The organism is Thioclava sp. F42-5, from assembly GCF_002213195.1.
Taxonomy (GTDB): Bacteria; Pseudomonadota; Alphaproteobacteria; order Rhodobacterales; family Rhodobacteraceae; genus Thioclava; species Thioclava nitratireducens.
The window spans coordinates 173,798-199,543 of record NZ_NBNZ01000001.1 but is presented as its reverse complement, the minus strand read 5'-3'; the positions used below and the strand labels follow the sequence as shown (position 1 = coordinate 199,543).

The 25,746-nt window shown below is 63.1% G+C and carries 24 protein-coding genes; 10 read left to right on the top strand and 14 right to left on the bottom strand.

Annotation, left to right across the window (positions count from 1 at the left end):
* The 10 genes from B6V74_RS00915 to groES form a co-directional block, all read right to left on the bottom strand.
* Complete coding sequence (locus B6V74_RS00915; protein WP_075774603.1) at positions 1-765, bottom strand: L-iditol 2-dehydrogenase; 765 nt, start codon at positions 763-765, stop codon at positions 1-3.
* On the bottom strand, positions 762-1,757 hold the full coding sequence (locus tag B6V74_RS00910; protein ID WP_088721721.1) for an ABC transporter ATP-binding protein: 996 nt from the start codon (positions 1,755-1,757) through the stop codon (positions 762-764). The genes B6V74_RS00915 and B6V74_RS00910 overlap by 4 nt, the downstream gene beginning before the upstream one ends.
* A gap of 12 nt (positions 1,758-1,769) precedes the next feature.
* Positions 1,770-2,600 (bottom strand): carbohydrate ABC transporter permease, encoded by an 831-nt coding sequence (locus tag B6V74_RS00905; RefSeq protein WP_075774605.1) that lies wholly within the window; start codon positions 2,598-2,600, stop codon positions 1,770-1,772.
* A 4-nt stretch (positions 2,601-2,604) separates the two neighbouring features.
* Positions 2,605-3,477: a sugar ABC transporter permease gene (locus tag B6V74_RS00900; RefSeq protein WP_075774606.1), complete on the bottom strand. Its 873-nt coding sequence runs from the start codon at positions 3,475-3,477 to the stop codon at positions 2,605-2,607.
* 88 nt (positions 3,478-3,565) lie between these two features.
* On the bottom strand, positions 3,566-4,885 hold the full coding sequence (locus tag B6V74_RS00895; protein WP_088721720.1) for a sugar ABC transporter substrate-binding protein: 1,320 nt from the start codon (positions 4,883-4,885) through the stop codon (positions 3,566-3,568).
* Positions 4,886-5,022: 137 nt separating this feature from the next.
* Positions 5,023-5,970, bottom strand: a complete 948-nt coding sequence (locus tag B6V74_RS00890; RefSeq protein WP_088721719.1) for a sugar-binding transcriptional regulator — start codon at positions 5,968-5,970, stop codon at positions 5,023-5,025.
* A gap of 5 nt (positions 5,971-5,975) precedes the next feature.
* Positions 5,976-6,644 (bottom strand): HAD family hydrolase, encoded by a 669-nt coding sequence (locus B6V74_RS00885; RefSeq protein ID WP_088721718.1) that lies wholly within the window; start codon positions 6,642-6,644, stop codon positions 5,976-5,978.
* Positions 6,645-6,717: 73 nt separating this feature from the next.
* Positions 6,718-7,857 carry a hypothetical protein gene (locus tag B6V74_RS00880; protein WP_088721717.1) on the bottom strand — a complete coding sequence of 380 codons (1,140 nt, stop codon included), beginning with the start codon at positions 7,855-7,857 and terminating at the stop codon, positions 6,718-6,720.
* 168 nt (positions 7,858-8,025) lie between these two features.
* Positions 8,026-9,669, bottom strand: coding sequence for a chaperonin GroEL (gene groL, locus B6V74_RS00875; RefSeq protein WP_075774611.1), 1,644 nt, complete (start codon positions 9,667-9,669; stop codon positions 8,026-8,028).
* Positions 9,670-9,734: 65 nt separating this feature from the next.
* On the bottom strand, positions 9,735-10,022 hold the full coding sequence (gene groES / locus B6V74_RS00870) for a co-chaperone GroES (protein WP_075774612.1): 288 nt from the start codon (positions 10,020-10,022) through the stop codon (positions 9,735-9,737).
* 198 nt (positions 10,023-10,220) lie between these two features.
* Here groES and B6V74_RS00865 point away from each other — a divergent pair, with 198 nt between their 5' ends.
* Both B6V74_RS00865 and B6V74_RS00860 read left to right on the top strand, forming a co-directional pair.
* The gene (locus B6V74_RS00865) at positions 10,221-11,222 is read left to right on the top strand and encodes a TraB/GumN family protein (RefSeq protein WP_077701191.1); all 1,002 of its coding nucleotides are present in this window, start codon (positions 10,221-10,223) and stop codon (positions 11,220-11,222) included.
* A 160-nt stretch (positions 11,223-11,382) separates the two neighbouring features.
* The gene (locus tag B6V74_RS00860; protein WP_088721716.1) at positions 11,383-12,303 is read left to right on the top strand and encodes a manganese-dependent inorganic pyrophosphatase; all 921 of its coding nucleotides are present in this window, start codon (positions 11,383-11,385) and stop codon (positions 12,301-12,303) included.
* 268 nt (positions 12,304-12,571) lie between these two features.
* Here B6V74_RS00860 and B6V74_RS00855 read toward each other — a convergent pair whose 3' ends face one another.
* Complete coding sequence (locus B6V74_RS00855) at positions 12,572-14,089, bottom strand: acetyl-CoA hydrolase/transferase family protein (protein ID WP_088721715.1); 1,518 nt, start codon at positions 14,087-14,089, stop codon at positions 12,572-12,574.
* A 205-nt stretch (positions 14,090-14,294) separates the two neighbouring features.
* Positions 14,295-14,681 carry a response regulator gene (locus B6V74_RS00850; protein ID WP_143597886.1) on the bottom strand — a complete coding sequence of 129 codons (387 nt, stop codon included), beginning with the start codon at positions 14,679-14,681 and terminating at the stop codon, positions 14,295-14,297.
* A gap of 406 nt (positions 14,682-15,087) precedes the next feature.
* On the opposite strand from B6V74_RS00850, the gene B6V74_RS00845 reads away from it, so the two are divergent.
* From B6V74_RS00845 to B6V74_RS00820, 6 genes are all read left to right on the top strand, one after another.
* A complete protein-coding gene (locus B6V74_RS00845; protein ID WP_075774616.1) occupies positions 15,088-15,816 on the top strand; it encodes a Crp/Fnr family transcriptional regulator in 729 nt (242 codons plus the stop codon).
* Between the two features lie 201 nt (positions 15,817-16,017).
* Positions 16,018-16,665 (top strand): Crp/Fnr family transcriptional regulator, encoded by a 648-nt coding sequence (locus tag B6V74_RS00840; RefSeq protein ID WP_075774617.1) that lies wholly within the window; start codon positions 16,018-16,020, stop codon positions 16,663-16,665.
* Between the two features lie 479 nt (positions 16,666-17,144).
* Positions 17,145-18,104, top strand: coding sequence for a cytochrome ubiquinol oxidase subunit II (locus tag B6V74_RS00835; RefSeq protein WP_088721714.1), 960 nt, complete (start codon positions 17,145-17,147; stop codon positions 18,102-18,104).
* Complete coding sequence (locus B6V74_RS00830) at positions 18,101-20,164, top strand: cbb3-type cytochrome c oxidase subunit I (protein ID WP_088718822.1); 2,064 nt, start codon at positions 18,101-18,103, stop codon at positions 20,162-20,164. Before B6V74_RS00835 ends, B6V74_RS00830 begins: the two co-directional genes overlap by 4 nt.
* 8 nt (positions 20,165-20,172) lie before the next feature.
* Positions 20,173-20,787 carry a cytochrome c oxidase subunit 3 gene (locus tag B6V74_RS00825; protein WP_199224666.1) on the top strand — a complete coding sequence of 205 codons (615 nt, stop codon included), beginning with the start codon at positions 20,173-20,175 and terminating at the stop codon, positions 20,785-20,787.
* Positions 20,787-21,140, top strand: coding sequence for a cytochrome C oxidase subunit IV family protein (locus tag B6V74_RS00820; protein ID WP_077701192.1), 354 nt, complete (start codon positions 20,787-20,789; stop codon positions 21,138-21,140). Before B6V74_RS00825 ends, B6V74_RS00820 begins: the two co-directional genes overlap by 1 nt.
* 100 nt (positions 21,141-21,240) lie before the next feature.
* On the opposite strand, the gene B6V74_RS00815 is transcribed toward B6V74_RS00820, so the two are convergent.
* Both B6V74_RS00815 and B6V74_RS00810 read right to left on the bottom strand, forming a co-directional pair.
* Complete coding sequence (locus B6V74_RS00815) at positions 21,241-21,822, bottom strand: DsrE family protein (protein WP_088721713.1); 582 nt, start codon at positions 21,820-21,822, stop codon at positions 21,241-21,243.
* Positions 21,823-22,023: 201 nt separating this feature from the next.
* Complete coding sequence (locus tag B6V74_RS00810; RefSeq protein WP_075774621.1) at positions 22,024-22,578, bottom strand: DUF882 domain-containing protein; 555 nt, start codon at positions 22,576-22,578, stop codon at positions 22,024-22,026.
* Positions 22,579-22,945: 367 nt separating this feature from the next.
* Between B6V74_RS00810 and B6V74_RS00805 the strand changes: the two genes are divergently transcribed.
* Both B6V74_RS00805 and B6V74_RS00800 read left to right on the top strand, forming a co-directional pair.
* Positions 22,946-24,586: a L,D-transpeptidase family protein gene (locus tag B6V74_RS00805; protein ID WP_088721712.1), complete on the top strand. Its 1,641-nt coding sequence runs from the start codon at positions 22,946-22,948 to the stop codon at positions 24,584-24,586.
* A gap of 56 nt (positions 24,587-24,642) precedes the next feature.
* Positions 24,643-25,743 carry a UDP-3-O-(3-hydroxymyristoyl)glucosamine N-acyltransferase gene (locus B6V74_RS00800; RefSeq protein ID WP_088718818.1) on the top strand — a complete coding sequence of 367 codons (1,101 nt, stop codon included), beginning with the start codon at positions 24,643-24,645 and terminating at the stop codon, positions 25,741-25,743.
* Positions 25,744-25,746 lie beyond the last annotated feature (3 nt).

The window sequence follows — 25,746 nt, the reverse complement described above, 5'->3', positions numbered from 1 at the left end:
TCAGCTCATCCAGTTTCCGCCGTCGACATTGTAGGTCTGGGCGACGATGTATTCGGCCTCGTCCGAGGCGAGGAAAACGGCCATGCCGGTAAGGTCGGCGGCGGTCCCCATGCGGCCATAGGGGACGGACTCGCCGACCTCTTTTTTCTTCTGGCCCAGGGGTTTGTTCTCGTATTTCGCGAAGAAGGCATCGACGCCGTCCCAATGCTCGCCATCGACCACGCCGGGCGCGATCGCGTTCACGTTGATGCCATGTTCGATCAGGTTCAGCCCCGCCGATTGCGTAAGGCTGATGACGGCGGCCTTGGAGGCGCAATATACCGCGACCAATGCCTCGCCCCGACGTCCGGCCTGAGACGCCATGTTGATGATCTTGCCGCCACGGGCCTGCGCGATCATCTCCTTCGCCGCCGCCTGCATCATGAAGAGCGTGCCTTCGACGTTGATCTTGAAGACGCGGGCGTAATCCTCGCGGGTGATCTCGACGAGGGGGGCCGCGGTGAAGATCGCGGCGTTGTTGATCAGGATGTCGATCCCGCCCGAGGCGCGCATCTTCTCCATCGCGGCGTCGATGCTCGCCGCGTCGGTCACGTCGAGCTTGAGCGCGACCGCGCCGATCTCGGCCGCGGTGTCCTCGGCCCGCGCTATGTCGATATCGCCGATCACGACCTCCGCGCCTTCCGCGATGTATTTCTCCGCGAAAGCGCGGCCGATCCCACGGGCTGCCCCGGTGATCAGGGCGCGTTTGCCATTCAGTCGCATCAGATTGCCAGTCCTTGCGCGTCGAATTTGTGGAGTTGGTTGAGGTCGGGGGTCAGGTAGACCTTGTCGCCCGAATGCAGCCCGATCTCGCCGCCGCCGCGCACGTTGATCACGCCATGCTTCGTTTCGACATGCAGGAACGTGTCGGAGCCCAAGTGCTCGGACACGCCGACCGTGCCCTCCCACGCGCCTTCGGTCGTCGAGACCTCGATATGCTCCGGGCGGATGCCGATGCTGTCGGCGCCGTATTTCGCAGCTTCGTCGCCCTCGATGAAGTTCATCTTCGGCGAGCCGATGAAGCCCGCGACGAACTTGTTGCGCGGCGAGCGATACAGTTCCAGCGGCGAGCCAACCTGTTCGATCCGTCCGGCCTGCAGCACGACGATCTTGTCGGCCATGGTCATCGCCTCGACCTGATCGTGGGTGACGTAGATCATCGTGGTCTTGAGCTTCTGGTGCAGTTCCGAGATCTCCAGCCGCATGTTCACCCGCAGCGCCGCATCGAGGTTCGACAGCGGTTCGTCGAAAAGGAACGCCGCCGGTTCGCGCACGATGGCCCGACCGATCGCGACGCGCTGGCGCTGACCGCCCGAAAGCTGGCCGGGGCGACGGTCGAGATAGTCGGTCAGGTTGAGGATGCGCGCTGCATTGTCGACCTTCTCCTTGGCCGCCGCCGCGTCCAGCTTTGCCATCTTCAGCGGGAAGGCGATGTTCTTGCGCACCGACATATGCGGGTAGAGCGCGTAGCTCTGGAACACCATCGCCAGACCGCGCTTGGCGGGGGGCAGGTCGCTCGAAGGTTGACCGTTGATCTCGATTTCGCCGCCCGAGACGTCTTCCAGACCCGCGATCAGGCGCAGAAGGGTGGATTTGCCGCAGCCCGAGGGGCCGACGAAGACGACGAACTCGCCTTCGTTGATTTCCAGATCGAGCGGCGGGATGACCTCGACATCGCCGAAGGCCTTGCGGACGCCCTTGAGGGTAATCTGTCCCATGGGTTTAGCTCCTTATTTCACGGCGCCGAAGGTCAGGCCACGCACCAGCTGTTTCTGGCTGAACCAGCCGAGGATCAGGATCGGTGCGATAGCCAGCGTCGAGGCGGCAGAGAGTTTCGCGTAGAACAGCCCTTCGGGGCTGGAATAGGCGGCAATGAAAGCGGTGAGGGGGGCGGCATTCGCCGCCGTCAGGTTCAGCGTCCAGAAGGCTTCGTTCCAGGCGAGGATCACGTTCAGCAGAAGCGTCGAGGCGATGCCGGGCACGGCCATCGGGGTCAGCACGTAGAGGATCTCGCCGCTCAAGGTCGCGCCATCCATGCGGGCGGCCTCGAGGATGTCCTTCGGAATTTCCTTGAAATAGGTGAAGAGCATCCAGATCACGATCGGCAGGTTCATCAGGCACAGCACGATGACCAGACCGGTCCGGGTATCCAGCAGGCCCCAGTCGCGGAACATCAGGTAGATCGGGACGAGCACCCCCACGGCGGGCATCATCTTGGTGGACAGCATCCACATCAGCACGTCCTTGGTGCGCTTGCCCGGCACGAAGGCCATGGCCCAGGCCGAGGGGATCGCGACGATTAACGCCAGCAGGGTGGAACCGAACGAGATCACCACCGAATTCATGAAGTGGCGGAAGTAGTTCGAGCGCTCCTGAACGAGATGGTAGCTGTCGACAGTCCAGGCCGAGGTCAGCACGTCCCACGGCGCCTTGATCGCGTCGCCCTCGGTCTTGAACGACAGGATGATCGTCCAGAGGATCGGGAAGAATATCACGAAGGCCAGCGCCCATGCGATCACGGACATGATCGTGCGGCGGCGGTTGGAGATTTTGCGCGCCATTGGATTACGCCTCCAGGTTCTTGCCGATCATCCGCATCAGGAAGATCGCGACGATATTTGCGAGGATCACGGCGATCACACCGCCCGCGGCGCCTCCGCCCACGTCGAATTGCAGCAGCGACTGGACATAGACGAGGTAGGTCAGCGTGGTGGACGCGTTGCCCGGCCCGCCATTCGTGGTCACTAGGATTTCCGCGAAGGTCGAGAGCAGGAAGATCGTCTGGATGAGGATCACCACGGTCGCGGCCCGTGCGAGGTGCGGCAGCATGATGTAGAAGAACCGCGACAGGGCGCCCGCGCCGTCCATCTCGGCGGCCTCCAGCTGCTCGGAATCCAGCGATTGCAGCGCGGTCAGCAGGATCAGCGTCGCGAAGGGCAGCCACTGCCATGCCACGATTATGGTGATCGAAAGCATCGGCGCATGGGCGAGAAAGTCATATGGCTGTAGCCCTATCGCCTTGGCGATATAGGCGAAAATGCCGTTCACCGGATTGTAGAGCATGTTCTTCCAGACCAGTGCGGACACGGTCGGCATGACGAAGAAGGGCGCGATCACGAGAACCCGTACGATGCCCTGGCCGAAGATCGGCTGATCGAGGAGCAGCGCCAGCAGGATGCCCCCGATCACGGTGATCAGCAGCACGCCCCCCACCAGCACCAACGTGTTCTTGAGCGCAGTGAAGAAGGCGGGATCGGTGAGGAAATAATAGTAATTGTCCCAGCCCACGAAGCCGCCCTGACCGGGCATCAGCAGGTTGTAGCGCTGGAACGAGAACCAGATCGTCATGCCCAGCGGCACGGCCATCCACATGAACAGCAGGATGACGGATGGCGAAATCATGAGACGCGCGGCAGAGCGCGAGGCTTGCGTGGACATCGGTCCGGCTCCGGTTATCGGAAGTTGAAAAAAAGAGGCACGGGGCGGTCAGACCCAAAATGACCGCCCCGGCCGGGGAGGGGCCTGGTTACTTGATGTAACCGGCCTTCTTCATCTCGCGTTCGGTCAGGCTCTGTGCGTTTTGCAGTGCCTGATCGCCGGAGATTTGCCCTGCGAGCGCAGCCGAGAACTGCTGGCCGACGGCGGTGCCGATCGCCTGGAGCTCGGGGATCGCGACGAACTGGACGCCGGTATAGGGAACCGGGTCGACCGTCGGATTGGTCGGGTCAGCCGCGTTGATCGAGTCCAGCGTCAGCTTCGCGAAGGGGGCCGCTTCGAGATATTTCGGGTTCTCGTAGAGCGAGGTGCGGGTGCCCGGGGGCACGTTCGCCCAGCCCTCTTTCTCGGCCACGAGCTCGGTATAGTGCTTCGAGGTCGCCCATTCGATGAAAGTCTTCGCGGCGTCTTCCTTCTGGGTACCCGCCGGGATCGCCAGCGACCAGGCCCAGAGCCAGTTCGCGCGCTTGTCGACGCCTTCCTTGTTCGGCGCGAGCGCGAAGCCGACCTTGTCGGCCACGGTCGAGTCCTTGGGGTTGGTCACGAAGGACGCAGCCACCGTGGCGTCGATCCACATGCCGCATTTGCCCTGCTGGAACAGTGCGAGGTTCTCGTTGAAGCCGTTGGCCGACGCGCCGGGCGGGCCGTATTTGTTCATCATGTCGAGGTAACGCGACATGGTCTCTTTCCACGGGGCCGTGTTGAATTGCGGCTGCCAGTTCTCGTCGAACCAACGTCCGCCCATCGAGTTGTCCATCGTTGTCAGGAAGGCGGCGTTCTCGCCCCAACCGGCCTTGCCGCGCAGACAGATGCCGTAGACTTCATTGTCCTTGTCGGTCATCGCGGCAGCGGCTTTTTCGATGTCGGACCAAGTCGGCTTCTCGGGCATTTCCATCCCGGCCTTTTCCATCAGGTCCTTGCGATACATCACGAAGGAGCTTTCGCCGTAGAAGGGCGCTGCATAGAGCTTGCCATCCACGGTGAGGCCTTTGCGGATCTGCGGCAGCAGGTCGTTCACATCATAGCTGTCGGGCATGCCGTCGAGCGGCACGAGCCAGCCCTGCTTGCCCCAGATCGGAACCTCGTAGGTGCCGATGGTCAGCACGTCGAACTGGCCGCCCTTGGTGGCGATGTCGGTGGTGACCTTCTGGCGCAGGACGTTCTCTTCCAGCGTGACCCATTCCACCTTGATGTCGGGATGCTCGGCATAGAAGTCGTCCATCAGGCCCTGCATGCGGACCATATCGCCGTTGTTCACGGTTGCGACGGTGATGGTGGTCTCGGCTGCCGCAGCAGTCGCAAGCGCGCCGAGAGCACAGGCGCCCATGAGCGCCCGGATCGTATAAGTCATAGATTTCCTCCCTTGCGGTCTGAGCATATGCCCAAACTGTGAGAAAATATTCACAAACAGAACCCAAGCTGTCAATCAAGAATTACTGCGATGTCTTGATTTATTATGAACGCCGTCTCTAACGCCTTGTTTCGGCGTCAGTCTTCCAACAGGGCCTGAGCCGTCGGCTCGTCGGTCACGAGCCCGTTGAGAAGCCCGCCTTCCAGAGCGGCACGAATCGCGACCAGTTTCGAGCTGCCAGCGGCGATGCCGATCACCGGGGCGTCGCGCTTGGGCTCGATCCGGAACGAGCCGAAACGCGTCGTGGTGGGAGTGGTGATGTAGTTGCCCTGCGCATCGTAGAACGAGCCCACGAGCTCGCCCACGCCGCCCGCCGCGCGCAGCTCCTCGAGTTCGGCGAGGGTGACGAAGCCGTCCTTGTGCACCGGCGCGTCCTCGCCCAGCTGGCCGACGCCGACGAAGGTCGCATCCGCGTCCGCCGCGAGCCGCTTCACGGCCTGCACCGGCTTGAGCCGGTCGAACATCGCACGTTCCTCCACCGTTTCCGAGATCACCGGAACCAGCATGGGATAATGCGGCAGGCGCAGCTTGTCGGCCATCCGCATGATGACGTCATAGAACGAGGCAGAACCGTCCGGGGCGATGTTGCCGATCAGCGAGACGATCTTGTGCTCGGTCGCGGGACGCTGCATCACCTCGCTCACCATCGCAGAGAGCGAGCGGCCCGTCCCGAAGGCGATCACCTGCGGCTCGGACCGTGCGAGGATCCGTTCGAGAAGCGTGGCGGCGAAAGCGGCGGTGGCCGTGGCCGGGTCGCCGCGTTCACCCAGCGACGGCGCGACGCGCACCGTCTGCAGCCCGAAGCGACGCATCAGCGCCGCTTCCAGTTCCAGACAGGCGCCGATCTTGTGCTCGATCCGCACCCGCACCAGTCCTTCTGAAACCGCGCGGCTCACCAGCCGCTGCGCGCGCTGACGCGACACGCCGAGCTCGGCGGCGATCTGGTCCTGCGTCATGCCGCCGACGTAATAGAGCCATCCGGCCCGTGCCGCCTCGTCATCGCGCGAAGTTTCGGCCTCATTCATACGGCTCACGACTCTTTCTCCCTGATGACTCCATTCTGGAAGAACTCGGTGAAATGCGCAAATTCGCGATGCGGACGGGCATCCTCGGGCGGCGTCAGGTCGCGCCCGGCCAGATGGCTGCCGCCGGTGAAACGCCAGACTTCCATCCCCGCCGCAAGCCCTGCACGAATGCCGTTGAGGCTGTCCTCGATCACCAGCGTGCGGGCAGGGGACGCGCCCATCTTCTCCGCCGCGTGCAGGAACAGGTCGGGTGCGGGTTTTCCATGGGCGACCTCGCTTGCCGTGAACAGCCGATCGCCCACCCGGTCGCGCAGGCCTGCGATTTCCAGCGAGCGTTCGGCGCGCGGCAGGCTCGACGAGGTGGCCACGCACCATGGCACGTCGAGTGCCTCCAGCACATTGGCCACGCCCTGAGTCACCCGCAGGTCCCGCTCGAACGCGTCGAGCAGACGCGCGCGATACTGCGCCTCGAACTCCTCCGGAAGATCAAGCCCGAACTCGGAGCGGATCTGCTTCATCACCGTGGGATAGGACCGGCCGAGGAAATGGCGCGCGACGTAATCGAGGTCGATATTCACCTGCAGCGTGGCCAGCTCGTCGATCAGCATCTGCGCCGAAATGATCTCGGAATCGATCAGCACCCCGTCGCAGTCGAAAATCACCAGATCGGTCATGGTTCCTCCCCCCCTGTCATTCGCGCAGCGATAGCGTGCGAAACCGGGGATGGCCAGAGGCGGGAACGGTCTGTCAGACCATGGCCTCCTGCGCACCGATCCCGGTCACCCGAAGCACGATCGCGCCCGCGCCGAACAGGAAGATCGCCATCACGCCGAGCCAACCGACCCACGGGATGATCCAGATCAGCGCGCCGATCGCCGCGCCACCGAACGCCGCGAGGGCGCATTCGCCCGGCGTGACCGGCTGGCCGCGCCCGATCAGATCATGCAACCACGCGCCGATGACCCAGATCCCCACGATATAGCCGCCGAAGCCCAGCACCAGCACTCCGAGCAGCGAGAACGGCACCAGCACCAGCCCGATCACGGTCATCGCAAGCAGCAAGATCGATCCCACGAGCGCCGAGAGCCCGACGAACCCCGCAAGGCCCGCGCGCAAGGGATGGGCGAGGCTGCGCCGGCGCATGCGGTCCATCAAGCCCGGCGCGAAGACCGCGAGAAGCGTGGCCACGATCCCGACCACGAGCACGCCGCCCAGCCAATCGCGGATCTCGATCAGGTAATTGCGCGCCGGGGCAGGGCGTGCCTTCGCCTCTTCGAATTCCTTCGCCTGATGAATGCTTACCCGTTCGGCCGGGGCGACGCTGGAGGGGACGGTCACCTCACCGGGCGTGTCGGTATAGACCTGAACCTTGCCTGTGACCGTCGCGCCATCGCCCCAGGTGACGGTCTTTGTTCCCAGCACGAGATCGCCCGAAATTTCGGCGTCGATCAGCGCCTCGTCGGCGCCGATGACCGCGCTGCCCGCGACAGGAGCCTCGAGCCGAACCTGCTGCCCCATCGCGCGCAGGTTGCCCGAGATCGTCCCCTTGACGGTAAGCGCCTGACCCGCGAGCGTCGCCGCACCCGCGACCGGGGCCGCGAGGTCGATATCCTGACCCGCCGCATAAAGGTCGCCGCCCACCCGTGCGCCGATCACGATATTCTGGCCCGCGAGATGCGCCGCGCCCGTGATCGGGCTACCCATAGTGACGTGCTGACCAGCGGCGAAAAGATCGTGGATGTTCTCACCCGTGGCACTCACGGTTCGGCCCGCGAGATAGGCGTCGCCGCCGAAGCGCCAGTCTTGAGTTTCCTCGGCCGCCGCGACCGAGGCGGCCAGAGCGACAGCGAGGCAGGCGAGGGATTTGACGAGGAAATTGCGCGACATAACCGGGGCCTTCCAGCGAAATTGACGATGGGGAAGTGTAGCACCAATCGTTCACGGCCACGTGACATAGCTCAATACGGGCATAAAAACCTGCGATTTGCGCATGTGAAAAGGGGCGCCCCTTCCGGAGCGCCCCTTCCCATAGATCCCTGAAGCGGGAACGGCTGATTACATCATGCCGCCCATGCCGCCCATGCCGCCCATGTCGGGGGCACCGCCAGCGCCTTTCGGCTCCGGCTTCTCGGCGATCATCGCTTCGGTGGTGATCAGCAGGCCAGCAACCGAGGCCGCGTCTTCGAGCGCGGTGCGGGTCACTTTCGCCGGGTCGATCACGCCGAACTCGAACATGTTGCCGTACTCTTCGGTCTGCGCGTTGAAGCCGAAGTTCAGGTCGTCGCTCTCGCGGACCTTGCCGGCCACGACAGCACCGTCCACACCGGCGTTTTCTGCGATCTGACGCAGCGGCGCTTCGAGGGCGCGCTTGACGATCGCGATACCGGCTTCCTGGTCGGAGTTCGCACCGGAGAGACCGGCGAGCACTTTCGCGCCCTGAACGAGGCTGACGCCACCGCCGACAACGATGCCTTCCTGAACGGCCGCACGGGTCGCGTTCAGAGCGTCGTCCACACGGTCCTTGCGCTCTTTCACTTCGACTTCGGTCATGCCGCCGACGCGGATGACAGCCACGCCACCGGCCAGTTTCGCGACGCGCTCTTGCAGCTTCTCGCGGTCGTAGTCCGAGGTGGTTTCCTCGATCTGGGTGCGGATCTGGCTGACGCGCGCTTCGATCTCGGCCTTGTCACCAGCGCCTTCGACGATGGTGGTGTCGTCCTTGGTAATGCTCACCTTCTTGGCGGTGCCCAGCATGTCCATGCCGACGTTCTCGAGCTTCATGCCGAGGTCTTCCGAGATCACCTGGCCGCCGGTCAGGATCGCGATGTCCTGCAGCATGGCCTTGCGGCGGTCGCCGAAGCCCGGTGCTTTCACGGCTGCGATCTTAAGGCCGCCGCGCAGCTTGTTGACCACGAGGGTCGCGAGCGCTTCGCCTTCGACGTCTTCAGCGATGATGAGGAGCGGCTTTTGCGACTGGATGACCTGCTCGAGCAGCGGGACCATCGGCTGCAGCGACGAGAGCTTCTTCTCGTGGAGCAGGATGTAGCAGTCTTCGAGTTCCGCGACCATCTTGTCGGGGTTGGTCACGAAGTAGGGCGACAGGTAGCCACGGTCGAACTGCATACCTTCGACGACTTCGACTTCGGTCTCCATGCCGCGGGCTTCTTCCACGGTGATGACGCCGTCATTGCCGACTTTCTGCATCGCGTTGGCGATCATCTTGCCGATGGCTTCTTCGCCGTTCGCCGAGATGGTGCCGACCTGAGCGACTTCGTCCGAGTCCTTGACCGGGCGAGCAGCGCTCTTGATCGCGTCGACGACTTTCGAGGTCGCGAGATCGATGCCGCGCTTGAGGTCCATCGGGTTCATGCCAGCGGCCACGGCTTTCAGGCCGTCCTTGACGATCGCCTGAGCGAGCACGGTGGCGGTGGTGGTGCCGTCGCCAGCCTCGTCATTGGTGCGCGAGGCGACTTCTTTCACCATTTGCGCGCCCATGTTCTCGAACTTGTCCGAAAGTTCGATCTCTTTGGCGACCGACACACCGTCTTTGGTGATGCGCGGCGAGCCGAACGACTTTTCGATCACGACGTTGCGGCCTTTCGGGCCCAGCGTGACCTTCACCGCGTCGGCGAGGATGTTGACGCCGTCGAGCATACGATCGCGGGCGTCGGTGGAGAATTTCACGTCCTTGGCTGCCATGTTTGTTGGCTCCTTGACTGAGTTGTTCTTGGGATATCAGGGGATCTCGGTAAGGGCAGGGCGCCTTACGAGATGATGCCCATGATGTCGCTTTCTTTCATGATGAGCAGCTCTTCGCCGTCGAGGGTCACTTCCGTGCCCGACCACTTGCCGAAGAGAACGCGGTCGCCAGCTTTGACGCCCGGTGCGATCAGCTCGCCCGATTCCTTGCGCGCGCCGTCACCCACTGCGACGACTTCACCCTCTGCGGGCTTTTCTTTCGCGCTGTCGGGGATGATCAGGCCACCCTTGGTTTTTTCTTCGCTCTCCACGCGCTTGACCAGCACACGGTCATGAAGCGGTTTGAATGCCATCTGGGTCACTCCCTAAAGGTTCCAGGTTCGAAAACTTTTAGCACTCGTCATTGGTGAGTGCTAACGATGGCGGAGTTAGTCATTGAGGCGGGCGGCTGTCAATAACCGAAAAGCGAATTTTTTGCGTCAATTCGAACGATCGGGGCGCGGCGATTTCGCCTCTATGCGGAACGCATATCGCGTGGCACTCTCGCCCTCATGAAATTCGCCAAGCTCCTTCGGCCTTTGCTGGCCCCCGCGCTTTCTCTCTGCCTCGCACTGCCCGCATGGGCGGAGTGCCGCGGCACGAATATTTTTGACGCGCTGCCCAAGGCCGAGCAGGAGGCGCTGACCGCCGCCGCCGATTCCGCGCCCTTCTCCCGCGGATTGCTGTTCTCTGCAACCAAGGGCACGGAAAAGATCACGCTGGCCGGCACCTACCATCTGCCCGATCCGCGTCATGACAAGCTGGTCGGGGCGCTCTCGAAGGCGCTCGAGAAAGCGTCGCGGCTGCTGGTGGAGGCGGGCCCGGACGAGCAGGCGCGGCTGGAGCACGCGATCCAGACCGACCCGACGCTGATGTTCTCGACCGGCAAGACCCTGCCACAGATGATGTCCGAGCAGGACTGGAACATGACCAAGGCGGCGCTCGCGGCCCATGGGATGCCCGCTTTCCTCGCCGCGAAGATGCGGCCCGCTTTCGTCGCGATGACGCTGTCGCTGCCGCCCTGTGCCACGGCCGAGCTCGCCAAGGGGGAGGGCGGTCTGGACCTGCAGGTAATGACGCAGGCCGAGGCCGACGGCGTGCCGGTCGAGGCGCTGGAGCCGTGGGACACTGTCTTCAAGCTGTTCAACGGCATCACCGAGACCGAGGCGCTGGAAATGCTCCGCGCGGCAGTGATCGGCGCGCCCTTGGCTGACGATATGGGCGTGACGATGGGCGATCTCTATTTTCGGGGCGAACCGCGCCTGATCTGGGAACTGGCGCGCGAACAGGCCGTCACGGCAGGCATGAATGCCGATGAGGTCGAGCGCCAGATGAAGCTCTCCGAGGATCTGCTGATGGTCGCCCGCAACCGCAACTGGCTGCCCAAGATCGAAGCCGCGGCGAAGCAGGGGCCGGTCGTGGTCGCGGTGGGCGCGCTGCACCTTTCGGGTAAAGAGGGGTTGTTGCGGTTGCTCGAGAAGGACGGCTGGAGCATCGAGCGGCTCGATAGCTGAGACGTCGAAATGCAGTTTGCCCCGGGGCGACCCGCCCCGGTCCGCGCCTGTCCGGTTGCTCGCTTGCGGCTCTTTCCGCATCGCCAGACCCCTAGGTGACAAGCCCAGACACAGCGCCTATAACCTGCGCCGACAGTTGATTATCCGAGAGGATCTCCCCATGACGATTAAGGTTTTCGGCCACAAGGCCCCCGACACCGACTCGACCGGCTCGCCCATTGCCTGGGCGTGGTATCTCAACGAAGTCAAAGGCACCCCGGCCAAGCCCTGCCTGCTGGGCGAGCCCAATACCGAGGCGGCTTTCGTCATCGAGCATTGGGGCCTCAACAAGCCCGAGATCATCTCTGACGTGGAAGAAGGCGAGGACGTGGTCGTCGTCGACACCAACAACCCCGCCGAGCTGCCGAGCGGTATCAACGCTGCCAACGTCATCCAGATCATCGATCACCACAAGCTGACCGGCGGGATCGAGACCAAGGGACCGATCGACATCACGATGCGCCCGCTCGCCTGCACTGCGACCATCCTCTACGATCTGATGGGCGACGACGTGGCGAAAGCGCCGCGCGGCATCAAGGGCGCGATGCTCAGCTGCATCCTGTCGGATACGCTGGAATTCCGCTCGCCCACCACGACCGATCACGACCGCGCCGTCTGCGACGCGCTGGCGAGCGATCTGGGCATCGACATGCACGAGCTGGCCGAGAAGATGTTCGAAGCGAAATCGGACGTCTCCGCCTTCACCGATGCAGAACTGCTGCGGATGGATTCCAAGGAATACCCGGTCGACGGCACGACCTTCCGCGTTTCCGTGCTGGAGACCACCGCGCCGAAGATGGTGCTGGACCGGAAGGCCTCGCTGATGACCTCGATGGAAGAGGTCGCGAAGGAAGACGGCGTCGATCAGGTGCTGCTGTTCGTGATCGACATCCTGAAGGAAGAGGCGACGCTGCTGGTGCCGAACGATCTGGTGAAGGGCGTGGCCGAGAAGAGCTTCGACGCCACCGTCGAGGGCGACACGGTGGTGCTGCCCGGCGTGATGAGCCGCAAGAAGCAGATCATCCCGTCGCTCAAGGTCTGAGCTTTTCGAGATTTGAGATAGGGAAGGGGCGTCCGGTCGGGCGCCCCTTTTTCTGATTTGGTCGCCCAGTTCGGGCGCAATCGCGAAGCGGGAGCATTTTGCTCCGGCGCGGGGCGACCAGCCCGAGGCCGCGCCCGACCCTCCCCCCGAGAGGGCGCATTGGCGATGTCAGCGCGGGCTCGAACGTCATTCGGGCTTGCGAGATAAACTGCCAAGCCACCCGCCGATCGAAGCGCCCAACCGAGGCTCAGGCCCGCCCCTCAGTGCCTCATTCCTCCATCGTCCCCGTCTCGACAAACCGCTGGTGCCAGCTCAGCGCCTCGCCCAGCAGGTTCGGGGCATGATTGGCGAAGCTGCCCTTCTTGGCGCGCTCGAAATAGTCCCGCAGCATCGGGCGGTAAGCGGGATGGGCGCAGGTCTCGATGATCGTCTCGGCACGCTGCTTCGGAGACAGCCCGCGCAGATCGGCCAGACCCTGTTCGGTCACGATCACCTGCACATCCTGCGCGATGTGATCGACATGGGCGGCCATCGGCACGATCGCCGAAATCTTACCACCTTTGGCGACCGACGGAGTCATGAAGATCGAGACATAGCCGTTGCGCGCGAAATCGCCCGAACCGCCGATGCCGTTCTGGATCTTCGAGCCCATCACATGTGTCGAGTTCACGTTGCCATAGATATCCGCTTCGATCAGCCCGTTCATCGCGATGCAGCCCAATCGGCGCACCAGCTCTGGATGGTTCGAGATTTCCTGCGGGCGCAGGATCAGCTTGTCGCGGAAATAGGCGGCGTTGTCGTTGAAATACTGCGCCTTTTCGGGCGAGAGCGAAAAGGCGGTGGCGCTCGCCATGCGCAGCTTGCCCGCCTCGATCATGTCGAGCATCCCGTCTTGAATGACCTCGGTGAAGGCGGTCATCTGGTCGAAGGGGGCCTCGATCAGCCCGGCCATCACCGCGTTCGGCACGTTGCCCACGCCGGATTGCAGCGGCAGCAGCCCGCGCGGCAGGCGGCCCTGTTTCACCTCGTTGCCGAGAAAGTCGAGGATATGGCCCGCAATCGCCTCGGCCACCGCATCGGGCGGGCTGAAGGGCGCGTTGCGGTCGGGCGCGTCGGTCTCGACCACGGCCACGACTTTCTCGGGATCGACCTCGAAATAGGTCTGGCCGATGCGGTCGTCAGGCTTCACCAGCGGAATCGGCACGCGGTTCGGGGGCAGGGCGGTGCCGTAATAGATGTCATGCATCCCCTCCAGCATCGGTGACTGCCAGCGGTTCACTTCGAGGATGATCTTGTCAGCACAGTCGAGCCACGTCTTGTTATTGCCGACCGAGCTCGACGGGATCAGCTTGCCATCCTCGGTGAAGCCGGAAATCTCGATCACCGCCGTGTCGAGCTTGCCCATGAACCCCATCCACGCCATCGGGGCGACCTGGCTCAGGTGCATGTCGAAATATTTCATCTGACCCGCATTGATCCGCTCGCGCGCGATCGGGTCGGAATTGTAGGGCAGGCGGAATTCGATCCCGTCGGCCTTGGCCAGAGCGCCGTCCAGCTCGGGACCCGTCGAAGCGCCCGACCAAATCTTCACCTTGAACGGGCGGCCCGCCGCGTGCTCGGCCTCGATCCGGGAAGCGAGCGCCATCGGCACCGCCTTGGGATAGCCCGAGCCGGTGAAGCCCGACATGCCGATCGTCGCGCCATTGTCGATCAGGGCGGCGGCGTCTTCGGCGGACATCACCTTGGCGGCGAGCCCGGCATGGGCTTTGCGGATCGTGTGGTTCATGAGCAAGCGCCTCCTTCGCGATGGTTCGGTCGCGATGGCGCGGAGCGGGGCTCCTCTCTGCCTCGCATCGCCGCGCGACCTCGTGTTCCGCTGACGAGGAACGCGAGGTTGCGCGGGATGTCCATGTTTGGCCGGTATGCGCTGGACGCATGACTCATGTCGCTGGGCGCATGGCGTAGAGTTTGCGGCGCCGGGAGCGTTGAGATCAGGCTTCGACAAACCCCATCGAAATCAGGGCTTGGGCGAAATCGTCGTCGGTGAAGGGTTTGATCAGTATTTTGCCTTCAGGGAAACCATCCATCATCACGGATTTTTCATCATAGCCGGTCGAATAGAGGATTGGCACCGCGCGTTCGCGCAGCGCCTTGGCAGCTTCCAGCGAGGTTTCGTCGCCGAGATTGATGTCGAGCAGCGCCATCGAGATATCGTTGCCGCCAGCGATGTGCTGCAACGCTTCATCGACGGTGCCGAAGATGACCACGTCGCGCGCACCGAATTCGCTTAGCATCGCGGCCGCGTCATAGGCCACGATCATTGCGTCTTCGAGAACCAGCGCGGTGCCGTCGATCCGAGGTGGCGCACAAAGAGTCACGAGGACCGCCTAGCCGCGCGGCGGGCATCGCTTGCGCTATTCTCGCTTCGTTCGTGCTGGATATTCCGGGGCATCAGCATCCTGTCCTTGCAGATAACTGCGTTCGAAGGGGGAAGGGATCGTAGTTGATCCGGCGTCGCATCTGAAATTTAGGCGTCAGTCCCGGTCGACGGTGCGCTGAGAGGCCTCGTGAACCTTAATGCACGTCATAATCTTCGGGGTCATTTAACTATGACATACCTTCGCAATTCGTCTAGCCGCTTGTTTTCGGCTCTACAAAGCATCGTGATCGCCTGTCGGCGGAAACGTGAGGCAAATAACGGGAAACACTCGCTTCCTCCCGAAGATCGAAAGGAACCCGCCAAGGCCATCCGCGTTGCCTTATGACGCAAAAGTGAGCCAAGGCATGACAAGTAACTGTAGAAATTGCCCCTTCGTCGATAATCCCGCCTTCATGGCGCCGGATCCGGGTGAAGAAGCGATCACTGAAGCTGCCCGGGCGGGCGAGCTGCGGATGCCCTCGGGCCAGGCCGTGGTGATGGAAGGGAACGAGCCGCAGCGCTTTTTCACTCTGCTCGAGGGTCAGGCGATGCGCTACCGGATGCTGGAAGACGGACGGCGGCAGGTGCTCAATTTCCTCTTTCCCGGCGATCTGATCGGTCTCGACGCGATCATGATGGGCGTGGCCTCGCATACGACCGAGGCGCTGACGCCGGTGAAGCTCAGCGTATTCGACCGCAGACAGGTCTGGGAACTGTTCTCGAAAATGCCGCAGCGCGCGATGATGCTGACATGGCAGGTCGCGCGCGAGGAGCATTTCCTCGGCGATGCGCTGGTGACGGTTGGCCAGCGCTCGGCGCGCGAGGCGCTCGCTTGGGCCTTCGTGACGCTCTACGAGCGCGGCATGCAGACCGGGCTGGTGCGCGATGGCAAGATGCCGTTCCCCGTCCGCCAGCAGGATCTTGCGGATGCGCTTGGGCTGTCCCTGGTTCATACCAACAAGACCCTCGCCCGCCTGCGCAGCGAAGGGTTGGTTCAGTGGGCGCAGGGGATTCTCCAACTGCCAGATCTGGAAAAGCTCGCCGACATAGGAGTCGTCGAGCTCGGATCCGGGAAGCCACGCTACTATTTGTAGTGGCGTAATTCCCCAGCCCGACCGCAGCCGCACACCGATTCTCGAAGCTTTTCACATAGGCGAAAAGCGATTTTTCGCAGGGTGACGTCGAGGAATACCGGAAAAGATCTGCAGCGATGTCCTATGACGTAGCGCGTTCATCGGTTTCGCGGCAGATGCTGGCTTTCCTCGAATAAGTTAACAAAACGGAACCGAGCAAGCTTGGAAGACCTGTCTCGAAAATCTGACTTCGCCAATCTGGCGGATGTTTCCCATTCGCAACGCGCGGTGCCCGTGGGCGCGGCGCTTCTGCCCGAGTCCACGCCGCTGATCGCGCGGATCGAGCGCGGCATCGCCATGCGCTATACTCTGATCGAAGACGGGCGTCGGCAGGTCGAGGCGCTGGTTTATCCCGGCGATCTCTGCGGCCTCACCAGTGTGCTGCACGGCCCCGGGGCGAGTTACTACGAGGCGCTCACGCCGGTGATACTGTCGAGCTTCGATCCGGCCGATCTGCGCCAACCCGCGATCAACGGCCCAGATCGCGACACTGCGCTTCTTTGGCTGATGACGCGCGAACTGACGCGGCTTTCGGGTTGGCTGGCCTCCGTCGGGCAGCGCAACGCCAACGAGGGCATCGCCTGGTTCGTGATGCACGCATGGGAGCGCGCCGAGGCGGTCGGTCTGATCGAGAAGGACAGCGCCCCGTTCCCCTTCGCCCAGCAGGTCGTGGCAGATTCCCTCGGGCTCTCGCTGGTGCATACCAACAAGACGATCCGCCGTCTGCGCGATCAGGGGCTCTTCCGCATCTCCGGCGGGCGCGTACGGATTTCCTCGCTTCCGGCGCTGCGTCGGGCGGCCGCTCTCTAAGCTCTTCCCTGTCGCCCAAACGACGCGCTGCGACCTTGTTTGGCGCCGGTCCGACACAGCGCCGAGGAGAGCCAGATCCGGCCTCCAAAGCGAGTCCCGCACCCGGCGACGCCCCTCACATCCGGCGTGACCTCAAGCGCGCGTGATCGGCTAAGTTGCTCATTTTGCTCACGGATCGCTCACCGCCGCATCACAAGCGCGAGAGATTGGCCCGTTTGCCCCTGTGTTTCGATGCGCGCGTTCAAGCCCAACCCCCTTTATTTATTGGGAATTTTTTCGTGTGTCGCAGGACTGTGATGGAAATTGTGCATATATTTCATATGTTTGCGGCTGTTCCTGCGACAATTTGTCAAGACCGATTGACCTCAAGGGCGCTGCCCTAGAGTGGAAGGCAACGCGCGGGACGGGAGCCCTCGCGGCCTCCCCCGAGAGACCCCTATGCCCCCGCGCCAAGAAGAGGGAATAGGAAAGGTATTTCCGTGTTGTTTGAAAAAATCTACAAGCGGCCCAGCCGCCTCGCTGCCCCGGTCCTGTTGACCGTCGCGGCTGCATGGCTGTCAGGTTGCGCGGAGAACGGGGTGATGACCCCGCTCGGGCCGGTCGCGGCCGGAGAACGCGCGCACTTGATCAGCTTCTTTCTCTGGATGCTGCCCATCACGTTGCCGATCCTGATCGGTACGCCGTGGATCGCGATGCGCTATCGCCGCCATGGCGGCAAGGGCAAGTACGACCCGAACTGGGCACACTCGGTTGGGGCCGAAGTCGTGATCTGGGGCGGTGCCACGCTCACCTTCCTCATCGTCGGCTGGCTCACCTGGGGCCATGTGCAGGGCGAAGACCCCTACAAGCCGACGGGCAAGGACCCGATGCATGTGAAGGTCATCGGTTCCGAGTGGAAATGGATGTTCATCTATCCCGGCAAGGTCGCCGCCGTGAACCGGCTGGTTCTTCCCGAGAACACCCCGGTCGAGTTCGACCTGACCGCGACCGGCGCGATGCAGAGCTTCTGGATTCCGCGTCTCGCGGGCCAGATCTATGCGATGCCCGGCATGAAGACGAAGATGAACCTGACCACCTCGGAGAACCCGTCGCAGACCTATGGCTTCAACAGCCAGTTCAACGGCGCGGCTTTCCCGCTCAACAAGTTCGAAGTGGACGTGGTGAGCCAGGATCAGTTCAACGCCTTCCTGCAAGAGCCCAAGCACCCCTTCGCCCAGCTCGAGAAGCAGTTCAAGAAAACCGCGACCTGGTCGGGGCCTGAACTCTTCGAGCCGCCGGAGACCGGTTTCTGGGACAAGGTGGCAATGAACCCCGACATGCTGACCGATGGTGGCGCCGCCATCCTTCCCGACAACGCGCCCGAGCAGAAACAGATCGATGACGCGATCCGCGACGAGCTGCATGTCTCGCAAATTCAACCTCAAGGGGACGCGCAATGAGTATTCTTGGTAGTCTCGACTGGAACGATATCTTCATCGTTCCCTTCTTTACGGAGCCGTCTCTGTCCACCGGGATCGCGGCCGGCGCCGGCGGCGTCGTCGTGCTCGGCGCGCTCGCGGTCATGGTTCTGCTGACCGTCAAAGGCTGGTGGAAACCGCTCTGGTCCAACTGGATCACTACGCTCGATCACAAGAAGATCGGCGTCATCTACATCGTTCTTGCCCTGATCATGCTGATCCGCGGCGTGCTCGAGGCGGTCGTGATGCGCGCCCAGCAGGTCTCGCCCGCACCGGGCTTCCTGTCGGTCGAACACCACGCAGAGCTGTTCTCGACCCACGGCACGATCATGATCTTCTTCGTGGCGATGCCCTTCCTGACCGGCGTCATCAACGTCGTCATGCCGCTCCAGATCGGTGCGCGCGACATGGAGTTCCCCTTCATGAACGCGGTTTCGCTCTGGCTGTCGATCGGCGGTGCGGCGCTCGTGATGGCCTCGCTCGTCGTCGGTCACTTCGAGACCGGCGGTTGGACCGCTTACCCGCCCTACACGGGCATCAAGCTGTCGCCGAACGAGGGCGTGGATTACTGGATCTGGTCGCTGGGCCTGACATCGGTGGGCTCGACGCTTTCCGGCATCAACTTCCTCGTGACGATCTACAAGCAGCGTGCCCCCGGCATGAAACTGTTCGACATGTCGATCTTCGCCTGGGCGACGCTGTGCACCGCGATCCTGATGATCTTCGCGATGATGCCGCTGACGGTGGCCTCGCTGATGCTGGCGCTTGACCGTCAGGCGGGCTTCCACTTCTTCACCGCCACCCAAGGCGGGAACATGATGAACTTCGCCAACATGTTCTGGCTGTTCGGTCACCCGGAAGTCTACATCCTGATCCTGCCGGCCTTCGGCGTGTTCTCGGAAGTCATCCCGACCTTCTCGGGCAAGAAGATCTACGGCTACACCTCGCTGGTCTGGGCCACCATTGCCATCGCAGTGCTGTCCTTCACCGTCTGGGTGCACCACTTCTTCACCATGGGCCAGACGGCCAACCTGAACGCGATCTTCGGGATCGCCACGATGACGATCGGCGTGCCGACGGGCGTGAAGGTCTTCAACTGGATGCTGACGATGTGGCGCGGCAAGCTGCGGTTCTCGACCGCGATGCTGTTCTCCACCGGCTTCATCTTCACCTTCGTGATCGGCGGGATCACGGGCGTCATGCTCGCCAACCCGACGATCGACTTCGCAACCCACAACTCGCTGTTCCTGGTGGCGCACTTCCACAACATGCTCATCCCGGGCCTGCTGTTCGGTATGTTCGCGGCCGTGAACTTCTGGTTCCCGCTCTGCTTCGGCTTCCGCCTGGACGAGAAATGGGGCCGTCGCAGCTTCTGGCTGTGGATGATCGGCTTCTACGGGGCCTTCATGCCGCTCTACGCGATCGGCCTGATGGGCGCGCCGCGCCGCATGGCCTTCTTCACCGAGCCGGCCTACTTCCCGTGGCTGGTGATCGCGATGCTCGGCGCGCTCTGCGTGCTGGCGGGTCTGACCGCGCAGGTCATCCAGATCTGGGTCTCGGTCAAGAACCGTGAGAGCCTGATGGTGCCGGCAGGCGATCCGTGGGACGGTCGTGGTATCGAATGGTCGCTGGGCTGCCCGGTGCCGGAATACGACTTCACCACCATTCCCGCGATGACCTCGCGCGAGCCGTGGGTCGATGCGAAGGAAGCGGGCAAGCGGATCATGGATCCGACCGAGTTCGTCGACATCCATCTGCCGAAGCCGACCGGTATGCCCTTCCTCGTGGGCCTCGTCGCGACGCTCTTCGCGTTCGCCATGATCTTCCAGATGTGGCTGATCGCGGCGGTGGGCTTCGTGGCCATGTGGGTGCTGGTGCTGATCCGCTCCTACGACACCGATTGGGAAGAAACCATCACTGCGGAGGAACTGCGCGAGGGCTATGAAGCCCATAAGCGCCTCGTCGAAACCACGCCGCAAATCCGGCTCGACGATGAGTTCACCACCAAGAACCGCGGCCTGATCATGGAGACGCAGGTATGAGTGCAACTATGAGCAACACGGGGGCAGCGCACGCTGCCTCCCACGATCACGGCCATCACGACAAGACGGGCACGGTGATCTTCGGCTTCTGGATCTTCCTGATGTCGGATCTCATCGCCTTCTCGCTGATGATCGCCAACTACGCCGATGCCGAATGGCACGGCATCGCGAACGGGCCGAGCCCGCATGAGCTGTTCAGCCTCGGCCTGCCCACGATCGAGACGATGGCGCTGCTGATCTCGACCTTCACCTTCGGCATCTGCACGCTGGGGATGAAATACGGCGCGTCGATGAAGCGCACCGTGGGCTGGCTCGTCCTGACGCTGGCGCTCGGCGCGATCTTTCTCGGGATCGAACTCTACGAATTCCACGAGTTCTGGACCGAGGGCAACACGCCGCAAGTGTCGGGCTTCCTGACCGCCTATTACTCGCTGGTGGGTCTGCACGGTCTGCACGTCACCTCGGGTATCATCTGGGGCATCCTGTTGATGGTTCAGATGAAGACCTTCGGGATGAACGACCTGATCAAGTCGCGCCTCGTGCGTCTGGGCCTGTTCTGGCACATGCTGGACATCGTCTGGATCGCGCTGTTCACGAAAGTCTACCTGATGGGGGTGCTGTGATGGACTATATCAACTCCGACGTCGGCATGGACTCGGCTGAGTACAAGCACGACATGGCGCGCTATGTCTGGGGCTTCGCCCTCTCGGTGGTCCTGACGCTCGCAGGCGTCGTGATCGTCGCGGGCGGCATGTTCTCGGTCGGTGTCGCATGGTCCCTCGTGGGGCTGCTCGGCATCGCGCAGCTGGTGATCCAGTTCTGGGCCTTCATGCACCTCGATTTCTCGAAAGAGGCGCGGCCGGACCTGTATCTGGTGCTGTTCACCTTCCTGCTCATCATCCTTATGGCCGCGGGCACCGTCTGGGTGCTGGCCGATCTGGCAAGCCGGATGGGTATGGGCGCCGGCAGCATGTGAGCCGAGGGGCCGGGGCCTTCGGTCCCGCGCCGCCAAGACAAAAAGAAACGCGGGCAGCGAAAACTGCCCGCGTTTTTTCATGTCCGCCTTTGCTGCGCGGTTACATCGGGAAAAGCTGGTAGCCTTGGCTCTCGAGCACCGGAACCGCCGCCAGCGCGGAGAGCGCCACATCCACATTCGGCCCGACCTGATCCTCGCTGAAGCCGTGATCGGCCAGCGCCTGCCCGCAGACGTAGAGCGTGACGCCTGCCTCCGCGAGCTCCTTCTTGAGCTTCGTGTCTGGATTATCGTTACCGAATTTCTTCTTATACGCTTCCGGCGAGAGGGCGAGCTTGGTCGCCGCGCCGTGCAGCACCACCGCGAACTTGCGATGCTCCTTGTCGACGCCCGCATTGCCGTAGACGTTGACCGCGCGCGCGACATGCCAGAGCGCCGCGTTCACGCCGTCTTCCATCGTCTTGTCGCCGCCGACGTCGAAGACGATCTTCCAGTCCTTTTTCGGGTCAGGGGTCAGCGCGCCATCGGGCACGGGATGCATCTTGCCGTAATCCTTCACGACCGGGTTGATCCATTCGGTCTGACCGGAGCCGGTTCCGGGATCGTCCGAGGCGGCATAGGCCATGGTGCTGCCAAGCGCGATCGCGGCGAAATAGGGGATGACGAGGCGGGCGGGATAGCGCATCGGGAAACTCCTCGGATTGCAGGTGCCTTCGGGCTGCGAAATCGCAGCTCAGGGACAATCCGGAGACGGGGGAGCACGTTCCTCTACGATTTCTCACGCGCGATCCAGTTTTTGTGAGCGCAGGTTCGGGCGCGAGAACGCAAAGAAAAACGCCGCTCGAATAAGCGGCGTTCAGGGTGGCCTAGACGGTGCAGGCGGGGCTCAGGAGCCCCAGTGCCGCACCGGACCGCAATCCATATGCACGAAGTTCGAGCGCGAGTACTTGCCCACGCCGCCGGCATGGCAGGCGGTCGCTGCCTTGTACATCTGGCTGACCGAGCGCGACTTCAGCCGCAGGTCCATCGCCAGCCCCTTCATGTGCAGCGAGTTCTTCGCGACGCCTTTCGAGCGGGCGCGCAGCATCGCGTTGGTCTTGGGCGAGCGGTAGCCCGAGAGCAGCATGTAAGGTTCGTTCGATTCCATCAGGTTGTGTGCGGCCGCCGCGATGTCCACGGTGCGCGCGTCGATGTTTTTCAGCTGGTTGGTGCGCCAGTCGCGGGCGAAGTAGGTGATTTCCTTCAGCGCGTCCGGGATATACTCGCCTTCGATCCAGTAAACGGTGTCGAGCGTCTCGCCGGTACGACCGTTATACATCTTGATCCGTCGGATATCCCCAGCGCCCTTGAGTAGACCGAAAGCGTTACTCATGGTGGGGGCTGCCGTCACCATGGTCGCAGCAAATGCGCCCAGAAGGCCGCGCCGGGAAATCGTCGTCATAGCAAGTTCCTGTGTTCGCCTGTCTCTCGATTTACCCGCCCTGTTTCGGGCGGTTGAGGGATGGTAGACCCAAACTTCTCACTTCTTATGGCATAGACCGATTAATCGATAAAGAACGGAACTGATGCATCTTTGCCATAACGAGGCGGGTCGGCAAAAATTCGCCTGCCGGTAGTAAAAATCTCCTCACAGCCATGTGGGAGCGGCGCGAGGCCGCGGCCCCGGGTGGAGGAAAGGCGCTGTTGCGCGCCTGCATCTTTCCTCGGGCCTCGGCTCAATTCGTTGCGCGCAGGCAACGCTTCGCTGGACAGTTGCGGGTAAGTTTGGAACATCTGGAACGAAGGGTCCGGGCAGGGGTTAAGACGCCATGACGCGCAATTTCCGTAAGATAGGGCTGGCCTTCGCGCTGGCTACGCTCGCCGCCGGCGCCCAGGCGCAAGGCACTGCCCAGATCGCCGCCCAAGGGGCCATGTCGCCATTGGCAGGTGTCGAACTCTCGGGATTCACCCAAGCTGTCGCCGAAGCCGCCGCCAAGACTCCCGCCCTCGCCGCCTTCTACGCCGCGCGCGATTACCGACCGATCTGGACCGCCGCCGGGGATGCCGACCGCCGCGCGGCCTTCATGCGAGCGCTCGACCTGTCGAGCCTGCAGGGGCTGCCGACCGCGCATTACGATCCCGCGGGTCTGCGTGTCGCCTTCGCCGCCGTCCAGTCCGAGCGCCAGCGCGGTCTGCTCGAAGTGAAGATGAGCCAGATCTTCCTCGATTACGCGCATGACCTGTCGCATGGCGTGCTCGATCCGCACAGCGTGATTTCCGATATCAAGCGCGAACCCAAGCGCGCCGATCCCGAGGCCCGGATCACTGCCTTCGCGGCCTCGACGAACCCCGCGCTGTTCCTGCGCGAACTCGCTCCGCAGATGCCGCAATATGCGCAGCTCGTGAAAGCGCGTCTCGATCTGGAGCATCAGATAGAAGCGGGTGGCTGGGGGCCGACGGTGCCCGGCTCCAAACTCGAGCCCGGCGACACCGGGCCGGACGTGATCGCGCTTCGGAACCGGCTGCAGAAGATGGGCTATCTGGGGCGCACCGCCAGCGCGAGTTACGACGCCGATATGCAGAAGGCGGTGCAGGCCTACCAAGCCGATCAGGGGCTCGCGACCGACGGCATCGCCGGGCCGAGCACGCTGGGCGAGTTGAACAAGAGCCCGGAGGCGCGGATGAGATCCATCCTCGTCGCGATGGAACGTCTGCGCTGGATGAACGGCATCGATTTCTCGCAACGCTACGTCTGGGTCAACATCACCGATTTTTCGGTTCGCGTGGTCGATCATGGAAAGACCATTTTCCGCTCGGTCACGGTGGTCGGGCAGAATAGCTCGGATCGCCGCACGCCGGAGTTCTCCGACGAAATGGAGCGGATGGTCATCAACCCGGCATGGCATGTGCCGCGCTCGATCGTGACCAAGGAATATCTGCCGAAGATGCAGCGCAATCCGAACGCGGCGAGCCAGCTTCAGTTGATCGACAGCCAAGGCCGGGTCGTGCCACGCTCGGCGGTGAATTTCGCGGCTTATAATGCGAGCAACTTCCCCTTCGCGATGAAAGAGCCGCCATCGAGCCGCAACGCGCTCGGGCTGGTGAAATTCCTGTTCCCGAACCGCTGGAATATCTACCTGCACGACACGCCGTCGAAATCGCTCTTCCAGAAGGAGACGCGGGCGTTCAGCCACGGCTGCGTGCGCGTCGGCGACCCCTTCGATCTGGCGTATACCCTTCTGAGCGCGCAAAGCGACAATCCCGAGGCGGAGTTCAAGCGCATCCTCAATTCGGGGCGCGAAACTGTGGTGCCGCTGGAAAAGCACGTTCCCGTGCACCTGACCTACTTCACCGCCTGGCCGACCGCGACCGGCCATGTCGAGTATCGCCGCGACGTCTACGGGCGTGACGCGATCCTCTTCGACGCGCTGCAAAAGGCCGGGGTGGAATTGGGTACGCAGGACAGCTAAATCTCTGGCAACGGGGGCGGTACTCCCGCCCCCAAGCGACCATGAGAGGATCGGCAATGTCCCAGACAATCGAGCAAATCGCGAAGGCGCTGGAGGCCCGCGCCGAAGGCGACCTGACGATCGAGGTGACGGGAGCTTCCGAGCCCGCCGCTGCGGGGCCCGACCAGATCGCGCTGGCGATGAGCGAGAAATACGCCGAAGGTCTGCAAGCCGGGAAGGCCCGCGCCGCGCTGGTATGGGAAGGCGCGGATTGGCGCGGCTACGGGCTCGAGGCCGCGGTTTTCGTGACCCGGCCTCGGCTCGCGATGGCGGGGCTGTCGAAAGCCTTCGACCCGGGCCCCTCGATCGCCTCCGGCGTTCACCCCTCCTGCGTGATCGACCCGACCGCCGTGATCGGCGCGGACGCGGCCATCGGTCCGTTCACCATCGTCGGGCCGGACGTGCGGATCGGCCCGGGCGCGCGCATCGTCGGGCAGGTCACGATCGGTGAAGGCGCCCGGATCGGGGCCGAGGCGCTGATCCATGCCGGAGTGCGCATCGGCGCGCAGGTGGTGATCGGCGACCGGTTCGTCTGCCAGCCCGGCGCGGTGATCGGCTCGGACGGGTTTTCCTTCGTCACGCCCGATCCCTCCGGCGTCGAGGAAATCCGCCAAACGCTCGAGCAGCGCGAAGAGATCACCGAGCAGAAATGGACCCGCATCCATTCTCTGGGAACGGTCGAGATCGGCGACGATGTCGAGATCGGCGCCAATACCTGCATCGACCGTGGCACCGTGCGCGCGACGGCCATCGGCTCGGGCAGCAAGCTCGATAACCTCGTCCATATCGGTCACAACGTGCAGGTCGGCGAAGATTGTCTGCTCTGCGGGCAGGTCGGTGTCGCGGGCTCCACCCGGATCGGGCACCGCGTGGTGCTCGCAGGCCAATGCGGCGTGTCGGACAATATTACCGTGGGCGACGACGTGATCGCGGCGGGCGGGACCAATATCTACACCAACGTGCCGAAGGGCCGCACGATCTGGGGCAGCCCGGCGGTGAAGATGGAAACGCAGCTCGAGATCAACAAATCTCTGCGCAGACTGCCGAGATTGTTTGCGCAAATGGCCGAGCTTCGAGAAACTGTTACGAAACTCACGCAAAAAGGCGGCACGGAGTAACGC